This window comes from Vibrio sp. G-C-1, from assembly GCF_021728015.1.
Taxonomy (GTDB): Bacteria; Pseudomonadota; Gammaproteobacteria; order Enterobacterales; family Vibrionaceae; genus Vibrio; species Vibrio splendidus.
On sequence record NZ_JAKKCR010000001.1, the window covers coordinates 77,675 to 99,654 of the forward strand.

19 protein-coding genes are annotated in these 21,980 nt (G+C 44.8%); 14 read left to right on the top strand and 5 right to left on the bottom strand.

Going from position 1 to position 21,980, the window contains the following annotated elements; translation table 11 throughout:
- Positions 1–119: 119 nt before the first annotated feature.
- On the top strand, positions 120–1,409 hold the full coding sequence (locus L3V36_RS00350; RefSeq protein WP_004736261.1) for an NAD(P)/FAD-dependent oxidoreductase: 1,290 nt from the start codon (positions 120–122) through the stop codon (positions 1,407–1,409).
- A gap of 135 nt (positions 1,410–1,544) precedes the next feature.
- Here L3V36_RS00350 and L3V36_RS00355 read toward each other — a convergent pair whose 3' ends face one another.
- The 4 genes from L3V36_RS00355 to L3V36_RS00370 form a co-directional block, all read right to left on the bottom strand.
- The gene (locus L3V36_RS00355) at positions 1,545–2,090 is read right to left on the bottom strand and encodes a GNAT family protein (RefSeq protein ID WP_017095638.1); all 546 of its coding nucleotides are present in this window, start codon (positions 2,088–2,090) and stop codon (positions 1,545–1,547) included.
- Between the two features lie 114 nt (positions 2,091–2,204).
- Positions 2,205–2,972, bottom strand: a complete 768-nt coding sequence (locus tag L3V36_RS00360) for a peptidoglycan binding protein CsiV (protein WP_017086100.1) — start codon at positions 2,970–2,972, stop codon at positions 2,205–2,207.
- A 63-nt stretch (positions 2,973–3,035) separates the two neighbouring features.
- Entirely contained in the window at positions 3,036–6,497 is a 3,462-nt protein-coding gene (mfd, locus tag L3V36_RS00365; protein WP_017078944.1) for a transcription-repair coupling factor, read from the bottom strand.
- 6 nt (positions 6,498–6,503) lie between these two features.
- Positions 6,504–7,073: a PilZ domain-containing protein gene (locus L3V36_RS00370; protein ID WP_102447012.1), complete on the bottom strand. Its 570-nt coding sequence runs from the start codon at positions 7,071–7,073 to the stop codon at positions 6,504–6,506.
- 227 nt (positions 7,074–7,300) lie between these two features.
- On the opposite strand from L3V36_RS00370, the gene lolC reads away from it, so the two are divergent.
- From lolC to lolE, 3 genes are read left to right on the top strand one after another with little or no spacing between them, the layout of a single operon-like run.
- Positions 7,301–8,509: a lipoprotein-releasing ABC transporter permease subunit LolC gene (gene lolC / locus L3V36_RS00375; RefSeq protein WP_061022668.1), complete on the top strand. Its 1,209-nt coding sequence runs from the start codon at positions 7,301–7,303 to the stop codon at positions 8,507–8,509.
- Positions 8,502–9,194: a lipoprotein-releasing ABC transporter ATP-binding protein LolD gene (lolD, locus tag L3V36_RS00380; protein WP_017095640.1), complete on the top strand. Its 693-nt coding sequence runs from the start codon at positions 8,502–8,504 to the stop codon at positions 9,192–9,194. Before lolC ends, lolD begins: the two co-directional genes overlap by 8 nt.
- Positions 9,195–10,439 carry a lipoprotein-releasing ABC transporter permease subunit LolE gene (gene lolE / locus L3V36_RS00385; RefSeq protein WP_102447013.1) on the top strand — a complete coding sequence of 415 codons (1,245 nt, stop codon included), beginning with the start codon at positions 9,195–9,197 and terminating at the stop codon, positions 10,437–10,439.
- Positions 10,440–10,653: 214 nt separating this feature from the next.
- Here the strand turns inward: lolE and L3V36_RS00390 are convergent, their stop codons facing one another.
- A complete protein-coding gene (locus L3V36_RS00390) occupies positions 10,654–11,166 on the bottom strand; it encodes a DUF2062 domain-containing protein (RefSeq protein ID WP_017078948.1) in 513 nt (170 codons plus the stop codon).
- Between the two features lie 17 nt (positions 11,167–11,183).
- On the opposite strand from L3V36_RS00390, the gene L3V36_RS00395 reads away from it, so the two are divergent.
- The 10 genes from L3V36_RS00395 to lapB all read left to right on the top strand — a co-directional run bounded on the left by L3V36_RS00395 (position 11,184) and on the right by lapB (position 21,967).
- Positions 11,184–13,511: a DNA internalization-related competence protein ComEC/Rec2 gene (locus L3V36_RS00395; protein ID WP_017095642.1), complete on the top strand. Its 2,328-nt coding sequence runs from the start codon at positions 11,184–11,186 to the stop codon at positions 13,509–13,511.
- 31 nt (positions 13,512–13,542) lie between these two features.
- The gene (gene msbA / locus L3V36_RS00400; RefSeq protein WP_102488188.1) at positions 13,543–15,291 is read left to right on the top strand and encodes a lipid A ABC transporter ATP-binding protein/permease MsbA; all 1,749 of its coding nucleotides are present in this window, start codon (positions 13,543–13,545) and stop codon (positions 15,289–15,291) included.
- Positions 15,292–15,305: 14 nt separating this feature from the next.
- On the top strand, positions 15,306–16,313 hold the full coding sequence (lpxK, locus tag L3V36_RS00405; protein WP_017095643.1) for a tetraacyldisaccharide 4'-kinase: 1,008 nt from the start codon (positions 15,306–15,308) through the stop codon (positions 16,311–16,313).
- Positions 16,294–16,473, top strand: a complete 180-nt coding sequence (locus L3V36_RS00410) for a Trm112 family protein (RefSeq protein WP_004736429.1) — start codon at positions 16,294–16,296, stop codon at positions 16,471–16,473. The genes lpxK and L3V36_RS00410 overlap by 20 nt, the downstream gene beginning before the upstream one ends.
- Positions 16,473–17,219: a 3-deoxy-manno-octulosonate cytidylyltransferase gene (gene kdsB / locus L3V36_RS00415; protein ID WP_017095644.1), complete on the top strand. Its 747-nt coding sequence runs from the start codon at positions 16,473–16,475 to the stop codon at positions 17,217–17,219. The genes L3V36_RS00410 and kdsB overlap by 1 nt, the downstream gene beginning before the upstream one ends.
- 294 nt (positions 17,220–17,513) lie before the next feature.
- Complete coding sequence (cmk, locus tag L3V36_RS00420; RefSeq protein WP_017060237.1) at positions 17,514–18,194, top strand: (d)CMP kinase; 681 nt, start codon at positions 17,514–17,516, stop codon at positions 18,192–18,194.
- 106 nt (positions 18,195–18,300) lie between these two features.
- Entirely contained in the window at positions 18,301–19,971 is a 1,671-nt protein-coding gene (rpsA, locus tag L3V36_RS00425; protein ID WP_017057038.1) for a 30S ribosomal protein S1, read from the top strand.
- A gap of 121 nt (positions 19,972–20,092) precedes the next feature.
- Positions 20,093–20,377, top strand: coding sequence for an integration host factor subunit beta (gene ihfB, locus L3V36_RS00430; RefSeq protein ID WP_010439923.1), 285 nt, complete (start codon positions 20,093–20,095; stop codon positions 20,375–20,377).
- Positions 20,378–20,506: 129 nt separating this feature from the next.
- On the top strand, positions 20,507–20,779 hold the full coding sequence (locus tag L3V36_RS00435; RefSeq protein WP_004734544.1) for a lipopolysaccharide assembly protein LapA domain-containing protein: 273 nt from the start codon (positions 20,507–20,509) through the stop codon (positions 20,777–20,779).
- A gap of 12 nt (positions 20,780–20,791) precedes the next feature.
- On the top strand, positions 20,792–21,967 hold the full coding sequence (gene lapB / locus L3V36_RS00440; RefSeq protein WP_004734543.1) for a lipopolysaccharide assembly protein LapB: 1,176 nt from the start codon (positions 20,792–20,794) through the stop codon (positions 21,965–21,967).
- Positions 21,968–21,980: the final 13 nt, after the last annotated feature.

Consider the following 21,980-nt stretch of genomic DNA (forward strand, 5'->3'; position numbering starts at 1 on the left):
TTTCGCGGTAATCCAATTTGTAACAGCCTTCGCATTCAAGGCCGAGTAGATACATAGAATTTATCGGTTGGAGTAATCGAGCCGAACCCCATTTATTCATTTTGTAGAGGATTGTCATTGTGACAAAAATTATCGTAGTAGGCGGTGGAGCTGGTGGTTTAGAACTAGCAACTAAGCTAGGCCGCACTTTAGGTCGTAAAAAGCGTGCCCAGATTACTCTGGTAGATCGTAAAGCAAGCCACCTATGGAAACCATTACTTCATGAAGTAGCAACGGGTTCATTGGACGAGGGTGTTGATGCGTTAAGCTACCGCGCACACGCAAAAAACCATTACTTCGATTTCCAAATGGGCAGCCTGAACGACATCGATCGTGAACGTAAAGTGATCGCCCTGAGCGAACTGAAAGATGATCACGGTGAACTGCTTATGCCAAGCCGTGAACTTGAATACGATATTCTTGTGATGGCGCTAGGCTCAACGTCAAACGACTTCAACACACCAGGCGTTCGCGACAACTGTATTTTCCTTGATAGTCCAGAACAAGCGCACCGTTTCCGTACAGAAATGAACAACCAGTTCTTAAAGCTTCACGCTAAGAACGGCCAAGGCACAGTAGATATTGCTATTGTTGGTGCTGGCGCGACAGGTGTTGAGCTTTCTGCAGAACTGCACAACGCGGTTAAAGAGCTTCGTACTTATGGCTTTGGCGATCTAGATTCAAGCAAGCTGAACGTTAACCTTGTTGAAGCGGGTGAGCGTATTCTTCCAGCCTTACCTCCTCGTATTTCGAGTGCAGCACACTCTGAGCTTACGAAGCTTGGTGTAACTGTGCGTACGACTACAATGGTTACACAAGCTGATGCTGACGGCCTAACGACTAAAGATGGTGAGAAGATCCCAGCACAAATCATGGTTTGGGCTGCAGGCATTAAAGCGCCAGATTTCATGAAAGATATCGGTGGTCTTGAGACGAACCGTATCAACCAGTTGGTTGTGAAAAACACGCTACAAACTACGCTTGATGACAACATCTTTGCTATTGGTGACTTAGCGCAATGTACGCAAGCAGACGGTTCATTCGTTCCACCACGTGCACAAGCGGCTCACCAGATGGCAAGTTGTGCGTTTAGCAATATCATTGCTAAGTTAAACGGCCGCGACCTGAAAGATTACATCTACAAAGATAAAGGCTCACTTGTTTCGCTAAGCCGATTTTCTACGGTAGGTAGTTTAATGGGTAACCTAACAAAAGGTTCGATGATGGTTGAGGGTCGTATTGCTCGTATCGTTTACATCTCTTTGTACCGTATGCACCAGATGGCACTTCACGGACTAATTAAAACATCGCTGATGATGTTAGTTGGTCGTATTAACCGTGTACTTCGTCCAAACCTAAAGCTTCACTAATCAGGTAAGCCTTCTAAGGTCATTACGCTGATAATAAAAAAGAGCTCTTCGGAGCTCTTTTTTTGATCGTGTCGACTGCGTGTTGTGACGGATTGTTACTCTATTAAGCTATTAAGCTATTAAGCTATTAAGCTATTAAGAGGTTGGAGGTAGCACGGAATAAACCACGCCATCTTTCGGCTTACCGTTAAAGATAAAGCGATTCTTAGCAATGGTTTCACGTTCAGCGCCACATTTCTCGATCAGCTTTTGGCTGGGTAGGTTCTCTGTATCGCAGACAACCTCCAAACGCGTTAATTTGAGCAGCGCGAAGCAAAATTCAAATAAGGCAATCATCGCTTCCTTGGCTATCCCTTTTCTTTGAAATTCATCACCTACCCAATAACCTAAACTTGCCATGTTAAAGGTGTGGTAAAGCTCATTAATGGCCACCATACCGACTAACTTATCGCTTTTTCGCTCGAAGATACCAAAGCCAAACGCTTCGGCTTTAACCCAGTTTAAGCGAGTTGCCAGAATGAATTTCTCGGCCTCGATGATAGAAAACTCGCTATGACACCAGTCGAGCCATGGCAATAAACTCGGGGAGGACTTAACCAGCTGCGAAAATTCTTGAGCGCCTGAGGCTTCAATAATTTTGAGGCTGAGATTTTGTGTATTGATCTGAAAGTCAGGGCTCATAGGACGTACCAAGTAACGTGTAGATAAGGATAGTAAGTACCGCGTAATAAAACGCCCTCACAATGGAGGGCGTATTGAATTATTTATATAATTATAGCCGAATCGGCAAGTAACTTACTGCGCCACACGTCGAACTTGAATCACCATACCAAGAAGCGGGTGATCAAGGTAGTGAGTCTCAGTACTGCGCATACGACGTTTTTGGTCCATGCGGTAGCTCTTAAGGAACTCTTCCACTTCAACCGTCGGAGAGATTTCAGTGAGGTTGCCCACTTGAACATTGCTTTCGGCGCCACTTACTGGTGAATCTAGCTCGATTTGTTGCTCTTGAAGAGTCACTTCACGAACGCTCGGCGCTTTTAAATCCAATGTTGTTTCAGCGTAGAGGTAATGCTGAACGTAGATTTGTAGCTTGCCGTCTAATTCGTATAGTGGCTTATCAATGGTCTCTTCTTTGAAGCCATCAGTATTTGCTGCAGTTACTGCACCTTTCTCTGAACCGTCAGCGTTGAAGTCTTTAGAAAAATCTTTACCTGCTTGAATGTGGAATACAGGTGCCGAGCTCTTACCTTGGTCGCCCTGACGCCAAGCGGTATGCATTAGCACTTCAAAACCAGCGTGTTTACGTAGCTTGTCTTTCTGAGGCGTTAACTTGTATTCCGAGTAAGGCAGCATTTGTACGCCTTTCTTTGCTCGGTATTGGGTGTCTTGAAATGAACCAACGCGCTCAAGTGAAATCTTAGGCTGTGTGTTCGGCCAAGATTCATTCACTTTTTCTGCATCAACAGCACGCTTAAAAATGATCACTTCTATATCAAATTGTCTCTGCGCCAAACTTGGCAGTGAGACGAACAATAGTAGCAGTGGGATCAGTCTTTTCATTTTTACTCCGTCTTCCAGCCGATCTATCGGCTGGATAATTTATATGTGCAAGTGGATTGGGTCTTATGCTGAAGGCAGCAAGTTCTGTCTGAATTCGCCCAATAAATCACTAACAAATTGAATTCGTTTCCGTCTGTCGACCAATGGTATCGTAAACTTGAACTTTGTTGGTCCTTCCATTGAAAACTTTTGCGGTTGAGATTGCAACAGTTTAACAAGGTAGGCCGGGTTTATGTCAGCATCTGGGTAGAATTCTAAGAATCCACCTTTATCGTGAGCTTCAATTTTCTTCGCTTTGATTGACGCCGCGGCTAATTTTAGCTCAGAAACTGACAACAAGTTTTTGGTAGCATCAGGTAGAAGGCCGAAGCGATCAATAAGCTCGACTTTCAACTCGGCCAATTCGTCCGTGTCACTCACACTCGCAATACGCTTATAGGTAGACAAACGTGTATTGATGTCTGGGATGTAGTCATCAGGCAACAGTGCTGGCAGGCGCATCTCAATTTCAGTTTGTTCACGCAGTAGGTCATCAAGCGATGGCTCTCTACCTTCTTTCAATGCTTCAACCGCTTGTTCAAGCATCTCCATGTAAAGCGTAAAGCCAACCGACTGGATTTGACCACTCTGTTCATCACCGAGTAGTTCACCTGCACCACGAATCTCTAAGTCATGGGTTGCTAGCGTAAAGCCTGCACCTAAGTCTTCAAGTGAAGCAATGGCGTCTAATCGCTTGACGGCATCTTTGGTCATTGCTTTCGGGGGAGGTGTTAGCAAGTAGGCATAAGCTTGGTGGTGAGATCGACCCACACGCCCACGCAATTGGTGCAGTTGCGCTAAACCAAGGTTATCGGCTCTGTCCATTAAGATGGTATTTGCCGTTGGTACGTCGATGCCCGTTTCGATGATGGTGGTACACACTAGCAAGTTAAAACGCTGGTGATAAAAGTCATTCATGATGCGTTCTAGCTCTCGCTCTCGCATCTGACCATGGGCAACGGTGACACGCGCTTCTGGAATCAGTTTTTGTAGTGACTCAGCCGTCTTTTCAATCGTGTCGACTTGGTTGTGCAGGAAGTAAACTTGACCACCACGCATGATTTCACGCAGTACCGCTTCTCTGACTATCGCGTCATCACTCTCACGGACAAAAGTCTTTATTGCTAAGCGCCGTGCGGGTGGTGTGGCGATGATCGACAAGTCACGCATACCGCTCATTGCCATATTCAACGTTCTTGGAATCGGTGTTGCGGTTAGCGTGAGGATATCGACATCCGCGCGCATCGCCTTCACTTTCTCTTTTTGGCGCACACCGAAGCGGTGTTCTTCATCGACGACTAACAAGCCAAGGTCTTTAAACTTAAGGTCACTGGAAAGCAGCTTGTGAGTGCCCACTAAGATGTCGACCTTACCGTCGGCAACATCTTGCATGATCAATTTCTGTTCTTTAGCTGATTTAAATCGCGACAGAACTTCGACACGTATCGGTTGGTTCGCGAAACGGTCTCGGAAGTTTTCAAAGTGTTGCTGAGCAAGTAGCGTCGTTGGAACTAACACGGCTACTTGTTTGCTGTTGTCGGTACAAACGAATGCTGCGCGCATCGCGACTTCGGTTTTACCAAAGCCAACATCACCACACACTAAACGGTCCATGGCTTTGGCTTGGCACATATCCGACATAACAGCATTGATGGCCATTGCTTGGTCATCCGTTTCTTCAAACGGGAAGCCAGACTTGAAGGTCGCGTATTGGCCACGGTCGAGTACAAACTTGTAGCCAGGTTTTAGTTCACGTTTAGCGTAAACATCAAGCAGTTCGGCTGCAACGTCACGAACTTTCTCTGCGGCGCGCTTACGAGCTTTTTGCCATGCTTCACCACCTAACTTATGCAGTGGTGCAGAGTCTTCAGCGCCGCCAGAGTAGCGGCCGATTAAGTTTAAAGAAGCAACAGGCACGTAGAGCTTGGCGTCATTTTGATACTCAAGCGTTACGTATTCGGTTTTCATGCCACCTGCTTCAAGTGTTTGCAGGCCGATGTAGCGACCAATACCGTGGTCAATGTGAACCACAGGTTGACCCGGTTTAAGTTCGGCTAAGTGACGAATTACAGTGTCGCTGTTAACGCTTTTCTTGTCTTTCTTACGACGTTGTACAACACGATCACCTAACAGGTCGCTTTCACAGACAAGGGCGATGTTTTGCTCTTCGTGGATAAAGCCGTGCTCAGCAGAACCTAGGATCAGGGTGAACTTATCTTTACCTTTAATCGCCGCGTCGAGGTTTTCAACTTCACTTGGTCGTACTTTGATGCCTCGAAGCAATTCACTCAGTGCTTCACGGCGGCCTTCAGATTCAACCGAAAAGACTACTTTGCCGTCGAAGGCTTCAGTGAACTTTCTTAGGTTAGACAAAGGTTCTTTATTCTGATGTTGAACGCTGAGATCAGGCAGAGACACAACCGGAAGGTTGGTACGTCCGGCTTTTTCTTCAATTGAATCTAAGCTCAGATTGACCTGTGGCTTTTGTTTGAAATGTGCGAACAGTTCGTCTTTTTGTAGCCAAAGTTGTTCTGGTTTCAGCAGTGGTCGTAACGGGTCAACACCGCGTTGTTCGTATCGATGAGAAACGTCTGTTAGGAATGAATCTACCGCGGTCTCGACATCACCTAGAACGAGGATTTGCGCTTCATCGGCAACATAATCAAACAAGGTTTCAGTATGGTCGAAGAACAGCGGCTGCCAGTATTCAATACCTGCGGGCCAAGTGCCTTTTGAAACCTGCATATAAACCGATTCTGGTTCACGGCGCGCATCAAACTGTTGGCGCCAGCGAATGCGGAAATCTTCAATAGCACTTTCAGAGGTTGGGAACTCGTGAGCTGGCAGCAAACGGATCTCAGAGATGTCTTCGATAGAGCGCTGATTTTCAGGATCGAAAGTACGGATGGTGTCGATCTCGTCATCGAAGAAGTCGATACGATACGGGTCTTTGCTGCCCATTGGGAACAAGTCGAGAATTGAACCTCGGCTCGCATACTCACCCGGGCCAAACACTTGGTCTACGTAACGATAGCCAGACTTTTCAAGTTGAAGACGCAGCTTCTCAAGCGAGTACAGATCACCCGTTTTCACCATTAAGGTGTGCTGCAACAAGAAGTCACGTGGCGACTGACGTTGTAGTAGCGTGCTGATCGGAACGATCGTGATGCCATCTTTTAACGTTGGCAATGCATAAAGGCGAGCGATACGGTCTGAAATGATCTCTTGGTGCGGTGAGAAGCTGTCGTATGGCAGTGTCTCCCAATCAGGGAATAGTGCCACTTCATGTGACGTAAACTGTTCAATTTCTGATTGAAGCTTGAGTGCGATTTGAGGATCGGGCACTGCAAGTAAAGTATGGCTGTTATGCTGCTCCGCAAGTCTAGCGATAGCAAGCGCGAGAGATGAACCAACTAGGTTACCGATGTGTTTTTTATCACCGGCACCTTTGAGCTTAGGTAGTGTAAAAATGGATTGTTTTGTCATGTCTATTTACTTGTTATCTCGTTCTAGAGAGCGTTGACGTAAGAGCTTTTGTTGTTGATGAAGTGCAGCCTTGATCAACAAGTCTTGGTCAGTATCACGAAGATGAGCGTATTTGAATTTGATTTCGAAGCCTGAATCTTTTGGTTCGCTAGCGAAGACTTCCGCGTAGCAATAAATAGCGGCGGCTGGGTGCTCGATAAAGAGCTTAGCTTTAACCAAGCGACCCGCTTCGATATATGTTTTGGAAAAACAAGAGAACTGACTCGCGCCAAATGAATACGTGTGGGTACGAAATTGTTCATCATCTTGTTGCGATAACATAAAGCTCAACAAGAGGTTTAATTTAGAGTTCTGTGCATCCAATAAACTGATGACATTCTTCAAGTCGCTGTTTTTCAGTTCGTTGCGAGCACTGTCAGCTAATAGATCCAATTGGCTAAATTCACTTGCCACGACAAACGGGGCAGGGATCTCAGATTCGAATTGAATCTGAGAAGGTAAAGTGAAGCCACTGTCCATTGGTTCAATATTCGCGGTGAGGCTGTGGTGAACGGTGAAAAACTCTTGTTCTGTCATGCGTTAGTTCCTTGAAGTGATCTATTGATTATCGCTATGTGGCCGCAGTAATCAAGGTCAGTTAATTGAAAGTCTCAAATAGTTGTTTGAAAGTTGGCTATTTGACAAGGTTCTGTTTTTCAAGCCTAACTAATTGAGTTAATTCACTCTATATTTTCAATTAACCCCTACACAGTAACAGCAATACCCGTTACATTAACCCGCATCCCCTTTAGATGGTTCAAAGTATGTTTCATCCTATTTCGTTGTTTGTTGGCCTGCGCTATTTGAAAGGTCGTTCAGGTGATCGCTTTAGCCGTTTTGTTTCTTATATGTCGACGGCAGGTATCACCATTGGTGTGCTGTCTCTGGTTACTGTTTTGTCGGTAATGAATGGATTCGAAGCGCAGTTAAAAGACCGAATTCTTGGTGTACTTCCTCAAGCCGTTGTATACGAGCAAGGAGGCACAACGTCACTTTCTGCTCAAGCGCCTAGCTTTGCGGAGCAAATGTCGCTCAATGATCACGTAGAACCCATTGTTCGCAGTGAAGCGGTGATCCAAAGTCCTGCTCAGTTATCTGCGGGCTTGTTAATCGGTATTGAACCAAATTCAGATGACCCTCTTCAGAATCATTTAATTGCTGGCAGACTGTCTTCACTCAAGGCTGGTCAGTATCAGCTTTTCCTTGGTCATACCTTGGCAAGAAATTTGAAAGTGTCTATGGGCGATAAAGTTCGCCTGATGGTCACCAGTGCCAGCCAATACACACCGCTCGGACGTATTCCTAGCCAACGAAATTTCACTGTAGCCGGCATCTTCAATACAGGTTCTGATATTGATGCTCAACTGATGGTGACAGATATTAAAGATGCTGGGCGTTTGATGCGCTATAAATCAGATACCATTTCAGGCTGGCGCTTGTTCTTTGAAGACCCGTTCGAAGTGGCGAAACTATCAAATCAAAAGCTACCTGAAGGTTGGTTGTGGAGTGATTGGCGAGACCAACGTGGTGAGTTATTCCAGGCCGTTCGAATGGAAAAAAATATGATGGGCTTAATGCTTGGTCTGATCATCGGTGTTGCTGCTTTCAATATTATTTCGGCACTTATCATGGTGGTGATGGAGAAGCAGTCTGAAGTGGCTATTCTTAAAACCCAAGGCATGACTGATGGTCAAGTTATGGGGATATTCATGGTTCAAGGCGCAAGTAGTGGCGTGATTGGTGCGCTCTCTGGTGGCGTGTTAGGCGTTGCTCTAGCGATGAACCTCAATACTATTTTAGAGGCGATGGGTGTTGCTCTGTTTTCATTTGGTGGACAGTTGCCAATTTTAATTAACCCAATTCAAATCGCTGTTGTTGTGGTTCTGGCTATTGCACTTAGCTTGATTGCCACTGTATTCCCATCTTATCGTGCATCGTCTGTGAAACCTGCTGAGGCCCTTCGTTATGAGTAATTTTCTTCAATGTAATGATATCCGTAAAACGTACCGTGAAGGCTCGTTAGATACTGAGGTTCTCAAGGGAGTCAGCTTTGAAATCGATAAGGGTGAGCTAGTCGCTATCATTGGTACCTCTGGTTCCGGTAAGAGTACGTTATTGCATATTTTAGGGGCATTGGATGATGCGTCTGATGGCAGCGTGAGCTTTCTCGGACAAGACTTAGCATCTTTGAGCTCAAATAAGCAGGCGAAGCTTCGCAACCAGCATCTTGGCTTTGTTTATCAATTCCATCATCTTCTTTCGGACTTTTCAGCGTTAGAAAATGTGGCAATGCCGCTGCTGATTGGTGGTGAAAAGCCAGCTAAAGCAAAAGAAGAGGCGCAACGTCTGTTGGATAAAGTTGGATTGAGTCATCGTGTTGACCACCGACCTTCAGAGCTTTCTGGTGGTGAGAGGCAACGTGTGGCGATTGCTCGAGCTTTAGTGAATAAACCTGCTTTGGTGTTGGCGGATGAGCCTACCGGCAACCTTGACCACAACACCGCACTTTCTATTTACGACTTAATGCGTGAACTAAACCGCGAGTACGACACTGCCTTTTTGGTAGTAACTCATGATGGTGAACTTGCAGGTAAGATGGATCGCCAGCTTCACATGCAAGATGGTTTATTGGTCAACGTAGAAAAAGAGGAGAGCTAAGTGTTTTCTTCTTTATCTCTATTGATAGGTGGCCGATTTAGCCGAGCGAAACAACGAGACAAAATGGTGTCGTTCATCTCTTTGTCTTCGACGATTGGTATTGCCGTTGGTGTGGCCGTGATCATTATCGGTTTGTCTGCAATGAATGGCTTTGAGCGAGAGCTTGAATCGCGTGTACTTTCCGTTATTCCACATGGTGAATTCGAGGGTGTCAATGAACCAGTGACTCGCTGGGAGCACGTGATTGAGCAGTCGGTGAAAAATGATAAAGTTGTAGCTGCAGCACCCTATGTAAAAATTACTGCGCTTGCTGAAAAGGGCAAAGAACTCAAAGCAATTGAAGTTCGCGGTGTTGATCCACAACTTGAACAACAGGTATCAAGCCTATCGAAATTTATCGATAAACAAGCTTGGAGTGAGTTTAAAGCAGGGCAACAACAAATCATCTTAGGTTCTGGTGTGGCTAACGTGTTGGGGGCGAAAGTGGGTGACTATCTGACTTTGATGATTCCAACGGTTAACGGTTCTGTGAAAGTTCAGGCGCCAAAACGAGTTCGAGTGAAAGTGGTTGGCTTGCTGACGCTTAATGGCCAGATAGACCACAGCTTGGCACTAATCCCGATTGGCGATGCTCAAGCTTATGCAAACCTAGGCGAGGCAGTAACCGGAGTTTCTTTAAAAGTGACCGATGTGCTGAACGCGAACTCTATTGTGCGTGAAGTGGGTAACCAGCTTGATGTGTATGTGTATCTACGAAGTTGGCAACAGAAGTTTGGCTTCTTGTATCGAGATATTCAGTTGGTTCGCACCATTATGTATCTGGTGATGGTACTGGTTATTGGTGTCGCTTGTTTCAATATTGTCTCGACCTTAATGATGGCAGTCAAAGACAGAGCATCGGAGATCGCGATCTTAAGAACCATGGGCGCATCAGACGGCCTTGTTAAACGTATCTTTGTTTGGCAGGGCGTATTCTCGGGTGTGTTAGGCAGCTTAGTCGGGAGTGCGATAGGTGTCTTGGTGGCGCTTAATCTCACTACGCTTATCAAAGGGCTCGAAAAGTTGGTCAATCACCAATTCTTGTCCGGTGATATCTATTTTGTCGACTTCTTGCCATCACAACTTGATATGACGGATGTTGTTGTGGTTTCCGGTACCGCGATTGTGTTGAGCTTATTGGCGACATGGTATCCAGCCTCACGAGCGGCTAAGTTAAACCCAGCCTCGGTGCTTAGCTCGAAGTAATACGCCAAGTAAACGTCACGTTGCGCGATAGACTAACGGCATAAACAAAAAAAGGATCCCTGATGGGATCCTTTTTTATTGAATTCAATTCGTGTTCTTTACGACTTTCGTTACATGTCAATCTTGCAGAGTTCAGTGGCTCATCTGATTTTAACTTGTGTACGTTTTAAGTGAAGCGCATACAAGGATAGATTGAATAACAAGGAACGGTCGTTCAGTATCTTGCTTGTCGCTTCTTCCAGCTTCTTACTACTGAGTAACGCCATAACCCGCGAATACCAAAGTAGCCAACCATTGCAGAAACCACACCACAAATCAGACAACCCAGCAAGAACGGAGGTCCTATGGTGCTCATTTGCGCCAAGATGAAATCCCAAGACAGTTCGAAATGAAAGGCTTGAGGCGGCACATGCATCACAAACGCGCCTACTTTATAAGCAAAGTAGAACAGCACCGGCATAGTCACAGGATTACTGATCCAAACCAGTGCGACAGACAGTGGTAGGTTAACACCACATGCGACCGCAAGACCTGCAGACATAATCATTTGACTTGGTAAAGGGACAAACGCCATGAATAACCCAACAGCGAACGCACCAGCCGCAGAGCGACGATTAAGGCACCATAAGTTGGGGTTGTACAAAACATTGCCAAAAACTTTCAATGCTTTCTGACGTTTGATTAGCTCATGGTCAGGCATAAATCGTTTGATAAACTTTCTTGGCATAGGAGGAAGCTACTCTCTTGTTTAACACTTGGTTCTTGATTTCATTTGCTGCGACAGTTGTGTCTGCCAGCTTCTGGCCTGTGATGCCACATTGGGTTTGGGCACCATTGATGCTGTTGTTACTGCTAGCATCAACAAAGTATAGCGTTTTCCGGAGTGCAAGAGGTCTAGCAACAGCATTGATACTAGTTCTCTGCCTAGGGAATGCGATTGAAATACAAACGAGTCGCTTATTCCAATCAGGGCAGAATACTACCATAAATGCTTCGGTTGTTAGCCTTTTTAGTGAAAATAGCCACGGTTTTGAAAGCGTAATAGTAGCCAGATCAATTGGCGGCGAAAAATTAATCTTTCCCCAATTGATAAAATTGCGTTTGTTTACTCCTTTTAAGTTGACGCTTGGAGATGATGTCTATTTATCAGTCTCAATAAAACCAGTGTGGGGTAAACTCAATGAAGCAGGCTTTGATCTAGAAAAGTATTTGTTTAGCACCGGTGTGGTTGCCAATGCAACTTACAGAGCCGATACCAAATATCGAATTCACACCAATACCAATATGCGGTCTCATTGGTTTGAAAACCGTCTTGAAAGGTTAAGTGAGTTAGCAAATCAAGACCTTATTATGGCTTTGAGTTTTGGTTATCGAGAACTTATCCATCCTCAGCGTTGGGATTTGCTCAAAAGCAGTGGTTTGATTCACTTGATGGCTATCTCGGGGCTACATATTGGAATTGCCTTTGGTATCGGCTATCAGGTAGGAAAGATATTCAGGTTACTCTCACCTTCATTTCTTTGGTTTCCCACAATATTCGGTCTCGGCTTAGCCTATTTCTACAGTTGGTTTGCTGGATTCACGCTGCCAACCTTGAGAGCTTTAGTGATGTGTATTATTGCGAGCTATTTCTTGTGGCGTGGGCAAAATATCAGTGTGCTTCGGTATGTCGTCTTAAGCCTGTGCGTGGTTCTGCTGATTTGGCCGTTTTCAGCATTGTCGAGCAGCTTTTGGCTATCCTTTGGTGCGTTGGGTGCCGTTATTTATATCGCCTTGAATAGTCGGCCATCATCTTCAAACGCCACTCTGATCGATCGAGTGCTGCAGCTCATCAAGATTCAACTGATGCTGACATTTCTTATTGCTCCCTTTTCGATACTGTTTTTCAAAGGGGTGAGTCTAGTCTCTGTTCTCTACAACTTGCTCCTTTTGCCTTGGGTATCAGTAGTGACGATCCCGCTGCTGTTTCTTGCGATGTTACTTAGCTTAATATTGGAGTCAGTGTCTGAGGTGATGAGTTTGACAGCGTTAAGCAATGGTTTTTCTGAACAGCTATGGATGTTGGTCGACTTGTCGCTTGATCCTCTCGTATTTAGCCTTCCTTTCTCTGAACGATTTTGGATTCAAGTTGATAATCACAGTATGGCGTTGTCTGTATTCCTCATCTTATTTTTCGGGTTCGTCAGTCGATATCTCAAACGAACACTATCAATATTGGTCATTGCAGTGTTTGTACTGTGGTGGGAGTTCGGTAAGCAGCAAAACAAATTAACAATCGATATCTTGGATGTTGGGCATGGGTTGTCTTTAGTTTTGGAAAAGAACAATCGGGTCGTTGTTTACGATCTCGGCAACGCGTGGCAGGGAGGTTCGATTGTTGAATCCTTGCTGATTCCCACCTTGAATCAGAGAGGAGTTCATGAGGTGGAAGGTGTGATAGTGAGTCATTTCGATTCTGACCATGCTGGTGGCTATCCGGCGTTACTTGAAAACTACAATCCTAAGTGGATAAGAGCCAGTCAGAACATCAATCAACAAACACAATCGACTGTTCAAGTTCAGTCGAATATCCAAACATGTACTTTTGGCGAGGCGTGGAATTGGCAGGGTCTAGAGTTTGAGGTTTTATGGCCACCTCAAAGAGTAAAGAGGGCGTACAACCCACATTCGTGTGTGGTCAGGATTTTTGAGCCCAATTCTGAGTTCTCGATGTTGCTAACTGGTGATATTGAACGGGTAAGTGAGTGGCTACTTGCTCGTGAAGGTCAGCGGCTCAAGAGCGACGTGATGCTTGTCCCGCATCATGGCAGTAATTCGTCGTCGATTAAGCTGTTTATTGAGGCAGTTTCACCTCAGTTAGCAATCGCTTCTTTGGCTAAAGGTAATCAGTGGGGAATGCCCAGCAAATCTGTGATTGAACGTTATCATGAAACGGGTAGTGCTTGGCTTGATACCGGAGAAAGCGGACAAATAACCATCACTATCAGTAAGGAAGGTTGGAAATATCATACGATTAGAGAACAACAAGGCAGGCAGTGGTATAGGCAGATGCTTCGTAAGGGAGTAGAATAGATAGATTATTGTGAGAAAATTAAGCGATTCTATGTCAACACAAACAGATGAAACTACCTGGGTCACATTTAAAAGACTTTGGACTTATATTCGACTGTATAAGGCCGGCCTTGGTGTTGCGGTTATTGCGCTTATTATAAATGCCGTTTCTGATACCTATATGATTTCTTTACTGAAGCCTCTGCTTGATGAAGGTTTTGGTAACGCTGAGTCAGACTTCCTACGTACACTTCCAATTATCATATTTGTTATGATGTTTGTGCGTGGCGTCAGTGGTTTTGTTTCAACCTATTGCCTCAGTTGGGTTTCTGGCAATGTGGTCATGGAAATTCGTCGTAAGATCTTTAGCCACTTTATGCACATGCCTGTTTCTTTCTTTGATAAAGAGCAGACGGGCGCACTGCTATCTCGAATTACTTACGATTCAGAACAAGTATCTGCTGCGACCAGTAAAGCTTTGGTGAGTATCGTACGTGAAGGTGCCAGCATCATTGGCTTGCTGACGCTGATGTTCTGGAATAGCTGGCAGTTGTCTTTAGTTCTATTTGCTGTCGCTCCTTTTGTTGCTTGGGCAATTAGTATTGTATCAAAGCGATTCAGAAAAATTTCTAAGAACATGCAAACCAGCATGGGACATGTTGCTTCTTCAGCAGAACAAATGCTGAAAGGTCATAAAGTGGTTCTAACTTACGGTGGTCAAGAGCTAGAAAGAGGCCGTTTTGATACCGTTAGCAACCAGATGCGCCAACAAAGCATGAAGCTGGTAACGGCTCAAGCTGCCGCTAACCCAATTATTCAGATGATTGCCTCAATTGCGATTGTTGTTGTTCTTTATCTCGCGAGTGTTGATTCAATTAAAGCTGAGCTAACAGCAGGTACGTTTACAGTTGTTTTCTCCGCGATGTTTGGCTTACTGCGCCCCCTTAAAGCTTTAACCAATGTAACGTCTGAATTTCAACGCGGTATGGCAGCGAGTACGACCCTATTTGGTTTGATGGATCTAGATACGGAACAAAATAAAGGTACGTTGAAGCCTGAAACCGTAGCGGGTGAAGTCGAAGTAAAAGATGTGACATTTACTTACCAAGGTGCTGAGAAACCAGCGCTTGATAAGATCAGCTTTAATATACCGAAAGGCAAGACCGTTGCACTTGTCGGCCGATCAGGTTCGGGCAAGAGTACCATTGCGAACCTGTTTACTCGTTTTTATGATGTAGACTCAGGCTCTATCGAACTTGATGGCCACGACATTCGTGATTACGAATTGAGAAACCTACGTGAGCACTTTGCGCTTGTTTCTCAAAATGTACACCTGTTTAACGATACGGTAGCCAACAACATTGCTTACGCAGCAGAAGCTAAATATTCTCGCGAACAAATCGAACACGCGGCTAAGCTTGCTCATGCTACTGAATTTATCGAAGGCATGGAAAACGGCATTGATACGATTGTTGGTGAGAATGGGGCAAGTCTATCTGGCGGGCAAAGACAACGTATCGCTATTGCAAGAGCGTTGTTAAGAGAGGCTCCAGTATTGATTCTTGATGAAGCCACATCGGCTTTGGATACTGAATCAGAGAGAGCGATCCAATCTGCGTTAGAAGAGCTGCAAAAGGACAAGACAGTATTGGTTATCGCACACCGACTCTCTACTATCGAACAAGCCGATGAGATCTTAGTGGTTGATGATGGTCGTATTGTAGAAAGAGGTGCACACGCGGAGCTAATCGCGCATGATGGCGCTTATGCACAACTCCACCGAATTCAGTTCAGCGGATAAGATTAGGTCTTGTTGTGATCGAAAAGATTTGGTTTAACAATCATCCGTTAAAATACCTTCTTTGGCCGCTACTGTGGCCATTGAGTCTGCTTTTCAAAATGATCAGCGGTCAAAGACGTGACGCCTATCTATCCGGTAAAAAAGAGACCTACCGTCCGCCCTTACCAGTAATTGTTGTTGGTAATATTACCGCTGGTGGCAATGGTAAAACTCCGGTTGTGATTTGGTTAGTTGAGGTGCTTCAAGCTAACGGCTTTAAGCCTGGAGTGGTTTCTCGAGGTTATGGGGCAAAAGCGCCAAGCTACCCGTTAGTATTGGATGAAAACACGCCTGCTGAACACTCTGGCGATGAACCTCGTTTAATTCGAAAGCGAACTGGTGCACCTGTCGCAGTCGATCCTGTGCGTGCAAACGCGGTAAAGGCTTTGTTGAGCGAAGGGGTTGATGTCATCATCACGGATGATGGCCTTCAGCACTATGCACTTGAACGTGATATTGAATTTGCGGTTATCGACGGTGCTAGACGCTTTGGTAGCGAATGCCTAATTCCTTTAGGCCCGCTAAGAGAGCCTATATCTCGTTTAGATGACGTAGACTTTTTGGTTAACAATGGCGGTAAAGTGCAAGGACGAGAGTTCTCTATGTCTTTGCTACCAAGCCAAGCCGTTAACCTAAAGACTGGTGAGAAAATATCGGTAGCAGAACTACAGAAGTTGGTGGCTTTTGCTGGTATTGGTCACCCACCACGCTTTTTTAAAACATTGGAAGATCTTGATGGTGATGTGGTTTTCACACAGGGCTTCGCCGACCATCAAGATTTTGATAAAGATGAACTTCATGCCTTAGCTAAGAAAGGTATGAATCTGATTATGACAGAAAAAGACGCTGTAAAATGCGAAGAATATGCTCAAGATAACTGGTGGTATCTTCCAGTTTCTGCGCAGTTTGATGAAGATTCGCAACAGCAAATTTTAAAAAGAATAAAAGAGGTTATGGAATACTATGGATCACCGTCTACTTGAGATCGTTGCTTGCCCTGTATGTAAAGGTAAACTAACTTTTGACAAGGATAAGCAAGAGCTTGTTTGTAAAATTGATCGCCTTGCTTACCCAATTAAAGAGGGTATTCCTGTTCTTTTAGAACCTGAAGCTCGCACCGTTTCAATGGATGAGGGTAAGTAATGTCCTATACGGTTGTTATACCTGCGAGATACCAATCGAGCCGTTTACCTGGGAAGCCGCTTGCTGACATTGGTGGAAAGCCGATGATTCAATGGGTATACGAACAGTCAATGAAAGCGGGTGCCGATAACGTTATTATCGCTACCGACGACGCTCGAGTTGAAAAAGCGGCTAAAGCATTTGGCGCGACCGTTTGTATGACATCACCGAATCATGAGTCAGGTACTGAACGCCTAGCTGAAGTGATTGAAGTTATGAAGATTCCTGATGATCATATTATCGTGAATGTTCAAGGTGATGAGCCACTTATCCCACCAGCGATCATTAATCAGGTTGCTAACAATCTTGCGAACAGTACAGCTCCGATGGCAACACTCGGTGTGGAAATCACTCATGCTGATGAAGTGTTTAACCCTAATGCCGTTAAAGTTGTAACCGATAAAGACGGTTACGCCTTGTATTTCAGTCGAGCAACCATTCCTTGGGATCGCAATGCTTACGCGAACAACGGTACTGCAGCGGAATCTCCTTTGCTTCGTCATATTGGTATCTATGCTTACCGAGCGGGTTTTATCAATACCTACATTAATTGGGAACCAAGTACTCTTGAGCGTATTGAGTGCCTAGAGCAGTTACGTGTACTTTGGTATGGTGAAAAAATCCATGTGGCAGTTGCAGAAGAGGCGCCTGCTGCTGGTGTTGATACGCCTGAAGACCTAGAAGCGGTTCGAGCTATTATTGGCTAAGCTTCTTTGAGCTACTACTTCTTCTTTGCTCTACAAATGCAAATTCATGAGCCTTGCTTGTTGCGAGGCTTTTTTCTATCTATCGAAAAGTGCGCTATCGAAAAGCACGTGCGTGTCTTATTGACCTAAACAAACGGATACTGGGCTGGTTGCATTGGTTTATGCATCAGCAACTCGGAATTATCTGAGATTTACCTCGCTCGACTTCCAATTTTTCTCTATAATATGCCGCCTATAAAGTAGTGGCGAATCGCTAGTACAGAATAAAACTTACGACAAAACGTGGAGTAAAAGATGCCTTCTCAAAGCCCAGTGATTACGGTTGATGGACCAAGTGGTGCAGGTAAAGGTACCCTGTGTATGTTGCTAGCAGATAAGCTAGGCTTTCATCTTCTAGACTCAGGCGCGATCTATCGCGTATTGGCTTTAGCGGCAATTCACCATGGTGTGGATACTGAATCAGAAGATGCTTTAGTGCCGCTTGCGACACACTTAGACGTGCAGTTTATTGCTGAAGGCGACTTAGTTAAGGTTATCCTAGAGGGTGAAGATGTGTCTGGTGAACTTCGCAAAGAAGAAACCGGCATGGCAGCTTCAAAAGTGGCCGCTTTACCTCGCGTTCGTGAAGCTCTGCTTCGTCGTCAACGCGCATTCAGCGCGGCACCTGGTTTGGTTGCTGATGGCCGTGATATGGGAACGGTTGTGTTCCCTGAAGCTGAAGCGAAAATATTTTTAGATGCAAGTGCTGAAGAGCGTGCGAGTCGCCGCCTTAAACAGTTGCAACAGAAGGGGTTAGATGTTAAATTTGACGACCTTTTGAGCGAGATCCAAGAGCGAGACGACCGAGATCGTAATCGCCCAGTGGCGCCACTTCGCCCTGCAGAGGATGCTCTAGTGCTTGATTCCACCTCAATGAATATTGAGCAGGTAGTAGAAAAAGCACTACACTATATTGAATCGAAACTGGCTGGGTAATTTCGCCGAGCTAGTACGAACGTTGGTCGCAAGGATGATGACCGGCGAATTTATCAACCCCATGCGGTAGGATACCCATGGACGTTTAATTATTGAAGATTAAATAATGACTGAATCTTTTGCTCAACTCTTTGAAGAGTTTCTATCTGAAACTGAATTCCAACAAGGCAGCATCGTTAAAGGTACTGTAGTAGCTATCGAGAACGGTTTCGTTCTTGTAGATGCTGGTCTTAAGTCTGAATCTGCTATCCCTGCTGAACAATTCAAGAACGCTGCTGGCGAACTTGAAGTTGAAGTTGGTGCTGAAGTAGACGTAGCTCTAGACGCTGTTGAAGATGGTTTCGGTGAAACTCAACTTTCTCGTGAGAAAGCTAAGCGTCACGAAGCTTGGATCGTACTTGAGAAAGCTTGTGAAGAAGCTGAAACTGTTGTTGGTATCATCAACGGTAAAGTTAAAGGCGGTTTCACTGTTGAACTTAACGGTATCCGTGCTTTCCTTCCAGGTTCTCTAGTAGACGTACGTCCTATCCGTGACACTGCTCACCTAGAAAACAAAGAGCTAGAGTTCAAAGTAATCAAGCTAGATCAGAAGCGTAACAACGTTGTTGTTTCTCGTCGTGCTGTTATCGAATCTGAAAACAGTGTTGAGCGTGACGAACTTCTTGAAACTCTACAAGAAGGTACTGAAGTTAAAGGTATCGTTAAGAACCTTACTGACTACGGTGCATTCGTTGATCTTGGCGGTGTTGACGGTCTTCTACATATCACAGATATGGCTTGGAAGCGCGTTAAGCACCCATCAGAGATCGTTAACGTTGGTGACGAAATCCTAGTTAAAGTTCTTAAGTTCGATCGTGAGCGCACTCGTGTTTCACTAGGTCTTAAGCAACTAGGCGAAGATCCATGGGTAGCAATCGCTAAGCGTTACCCTGAAGGTCACAAGCTTTCTGGTCGTGTTACAAACCTAACTGACTACGGCTGCTTCGTTGAAATCGAAGAAGGCGTTGAAGGTCTAGTACACGTTTCTGAAATGGATTGGACTAACAAGAACATCCACCCTTCTAAAGTTGTTAATGTTGGCGACGAAGTTGAGGTTATGGTTCTTGATATCGACGAAGAACGTCGTCGTATCTCTCTAGGTCTGAAACAGTGTAAAGCTAACCCATGGCAGTCATTTGCAGAAATGCAAGCTAAGGGCGACAAAGTTACTGGTAAGATCAAGTCTATCACTGACTTTGGTATCTTCATCGGTCTAGAAGGCGGTATCGACGGTCTTGTACACCTATCTGACATTTCTTGGAACGCTGCCGGCGAAGAAGCTGTACGTGAATACAAGAAAGGCGACGAAATCTCTGCTGTTGTTCTAGCAGTAGATGCAGAGCGTGAGCGTATTTCTCTTGGCGTTAAGCAAATGGAAAACGACCCGTTCAACGCATACGTTGCTGACAACAAGAAAGGTGTTCTTGTAAACGGTACTGTAACTGCAGTTGACGCGAAAGGCGCTACTATCGAGCTAATCGAAGGCGTTGAGGGTTACCTACGCGCTTCTGAAGTATCTCGTGACCGTATCGAAGATGCATCTCTAATCCTAAGCGTTGGCGACAGCGTTGAAGCGAAGTTCACTGGTGTAGACCGTAAGAACCGCGTAATCAACCTATCTATCAAAGCTAAAGATGAAGCTGATGAGCAAGAAGCAATGGCTTCACTGAACAAGTCTGATGAAGGCGCGTTCGGTAACGCAATGGCAGACGCATTCAAAGCTGCTAAAGGCGAATAATAGCTTCTCGTTAAGAGAATTATAGCTATATAGCCAAGAAAGGAGCCGTAAGGCTCCTTTTTTTTTGCTTATTTTTCCGATAGGTCTATAATTTCTAAAAAGAAAACCAACGAGGGTAACTATGACTAAGTCTGAATTGATTGAAAGACTGTGCGCTGAGCAAACGCACCTTTCTGCAAAAGAAATTGAAGACGCTGTAAAAGACATTTTAGAGCACATGGCTTCAACACTAGAAAGTGGTGATCGAATCGAAATTCGCGGATTTGGCAGTTTTTCTCTGCATTACCGTGAACCTCGTGTTGGACGTAATCCTAAAACTGGTGACAAGGTTGAGTTGGAAGGCAAATACGTTCCTCACTTTAAACCAGGTAAAGAGCTACGCGAACGAGTAAACTCAGGACTGTAGACTACTTATCGGAATTAAGAAAAGCGGCATACTATAATGTATGCCGCTTTTTTATGACCATAATATGGTGGTCTGATTAGTAATTTTCCTGCATAATCGTACAGCTAACTAACCAATGAGTGATGAACTATGAAAATTATAAAAATAGTCGCCGTTATCGCACTTTTCCTAATTGCACTGGCTTTAGGCTCTCAAAACCAAACAAGTGTGAATTTCAACTATCTGCTAGCGCAAGGTGACTTCCACCTATCAAGCTTATTAGGTGTTGTCTTCGTTTCAGGTTTTGGTCTTGCTTGGTTAGTCTTCGGCAATATGCACATGCGATCTCAACTGAGAATTCATCGTTTGAAGAAACAACTCAATAAGCAATCAAAGCAGGTAGCTGCTGATACCAAAGCTTAAAGGTCTTATTTGATGTTAGAGTTACTGTTCTTGCTCTTACCTATTGCCGCTGCCTACGGTTGGTATATGGGTAATCGTAATGCTCAGCAAGAAAAACAGAAACAATCACACCAGATTTCCCGTCAATACGTGACGGGTTTGAACCTATTACTGTCAGATCAGTCTGACAAAGCGGTTGATCACTTCATTGAACTCCTTCAAGTCGACAATGAAACCATCGATACTCACTTAGCTTTGGGCAACTTGTTCCGCTCAAGAGGCGAAGTCGACCGTGCTATTCGTATTCACCAAAATCTTATCTCTCGTTCGGGGCTTACTCTCGATCAGAAAAACCTCGCACTACAACAATTAGCTAAAGATTATATGGTCTCTGGCTTTCTTGATCGCGCCGAAAAAATCTTTGAACAGCTTGTAGAAGAACCCGATCACAAAGAGGGTGCTCTACAGCAGTTGGTTGCTATTTATCAACAAACTCGAGAGTGGAACAAGGCTATTCATTACGGAAATATCCTAGTTAAGCTCGGTAAGAAGAAAATGAAGATGCGTGCGACAGTTGCACATTTCTGGTGTGAACTTGCGATGCAAGAGCAAGCCGATGGTAATCGTTCTAAAGCGCTTCAGCATTTCAAAAAGGCACTTTCTGAAGACCCTAAATGTGTCCGTGCTAGCATTGCTCTAGGCAAGTTCCACTTAGCGAACGAAGACTACCAAAAGACAATCGATTGTTTGGAATCGGTACTCGAGCAAGATATCGACTTTATTAGTGAGGTGTTGCCAACCCTTGCTGAGTGTTACCACAAGCTTGGGCAAGAGGCTCAATTGGTCGAGTTCCTTAAAGCTTGTATTCAGAATAAAGCTGGTGTTTCCGCTGAACTGATGCTCGCTCAATTGGTTGCTCATCATGAAGATGTTGGTTCTGCTCAAGAGCTACTAACAAAGCAGCTTGTCAAAAATCCAACCATGAAGGGTTTTTATCGATTAATCGATTATCACCTAGCGGAAGCAGAAGAAGGTCGTGCGAAAGACAGCTTAACCACACTTCAATCTATGGTTGGTGAACAACTTAAGGTTAAGCCTCATTATCGTTGTCGTCAGTGTGGTTTCTCAACACACTCAATGTATTGGCACTGCCCTTCATGTAAGGGGTGGGGAACGATCAAGCCTATTCGTGGGCTTGATGGTGAATAGATTCGTGGTCATT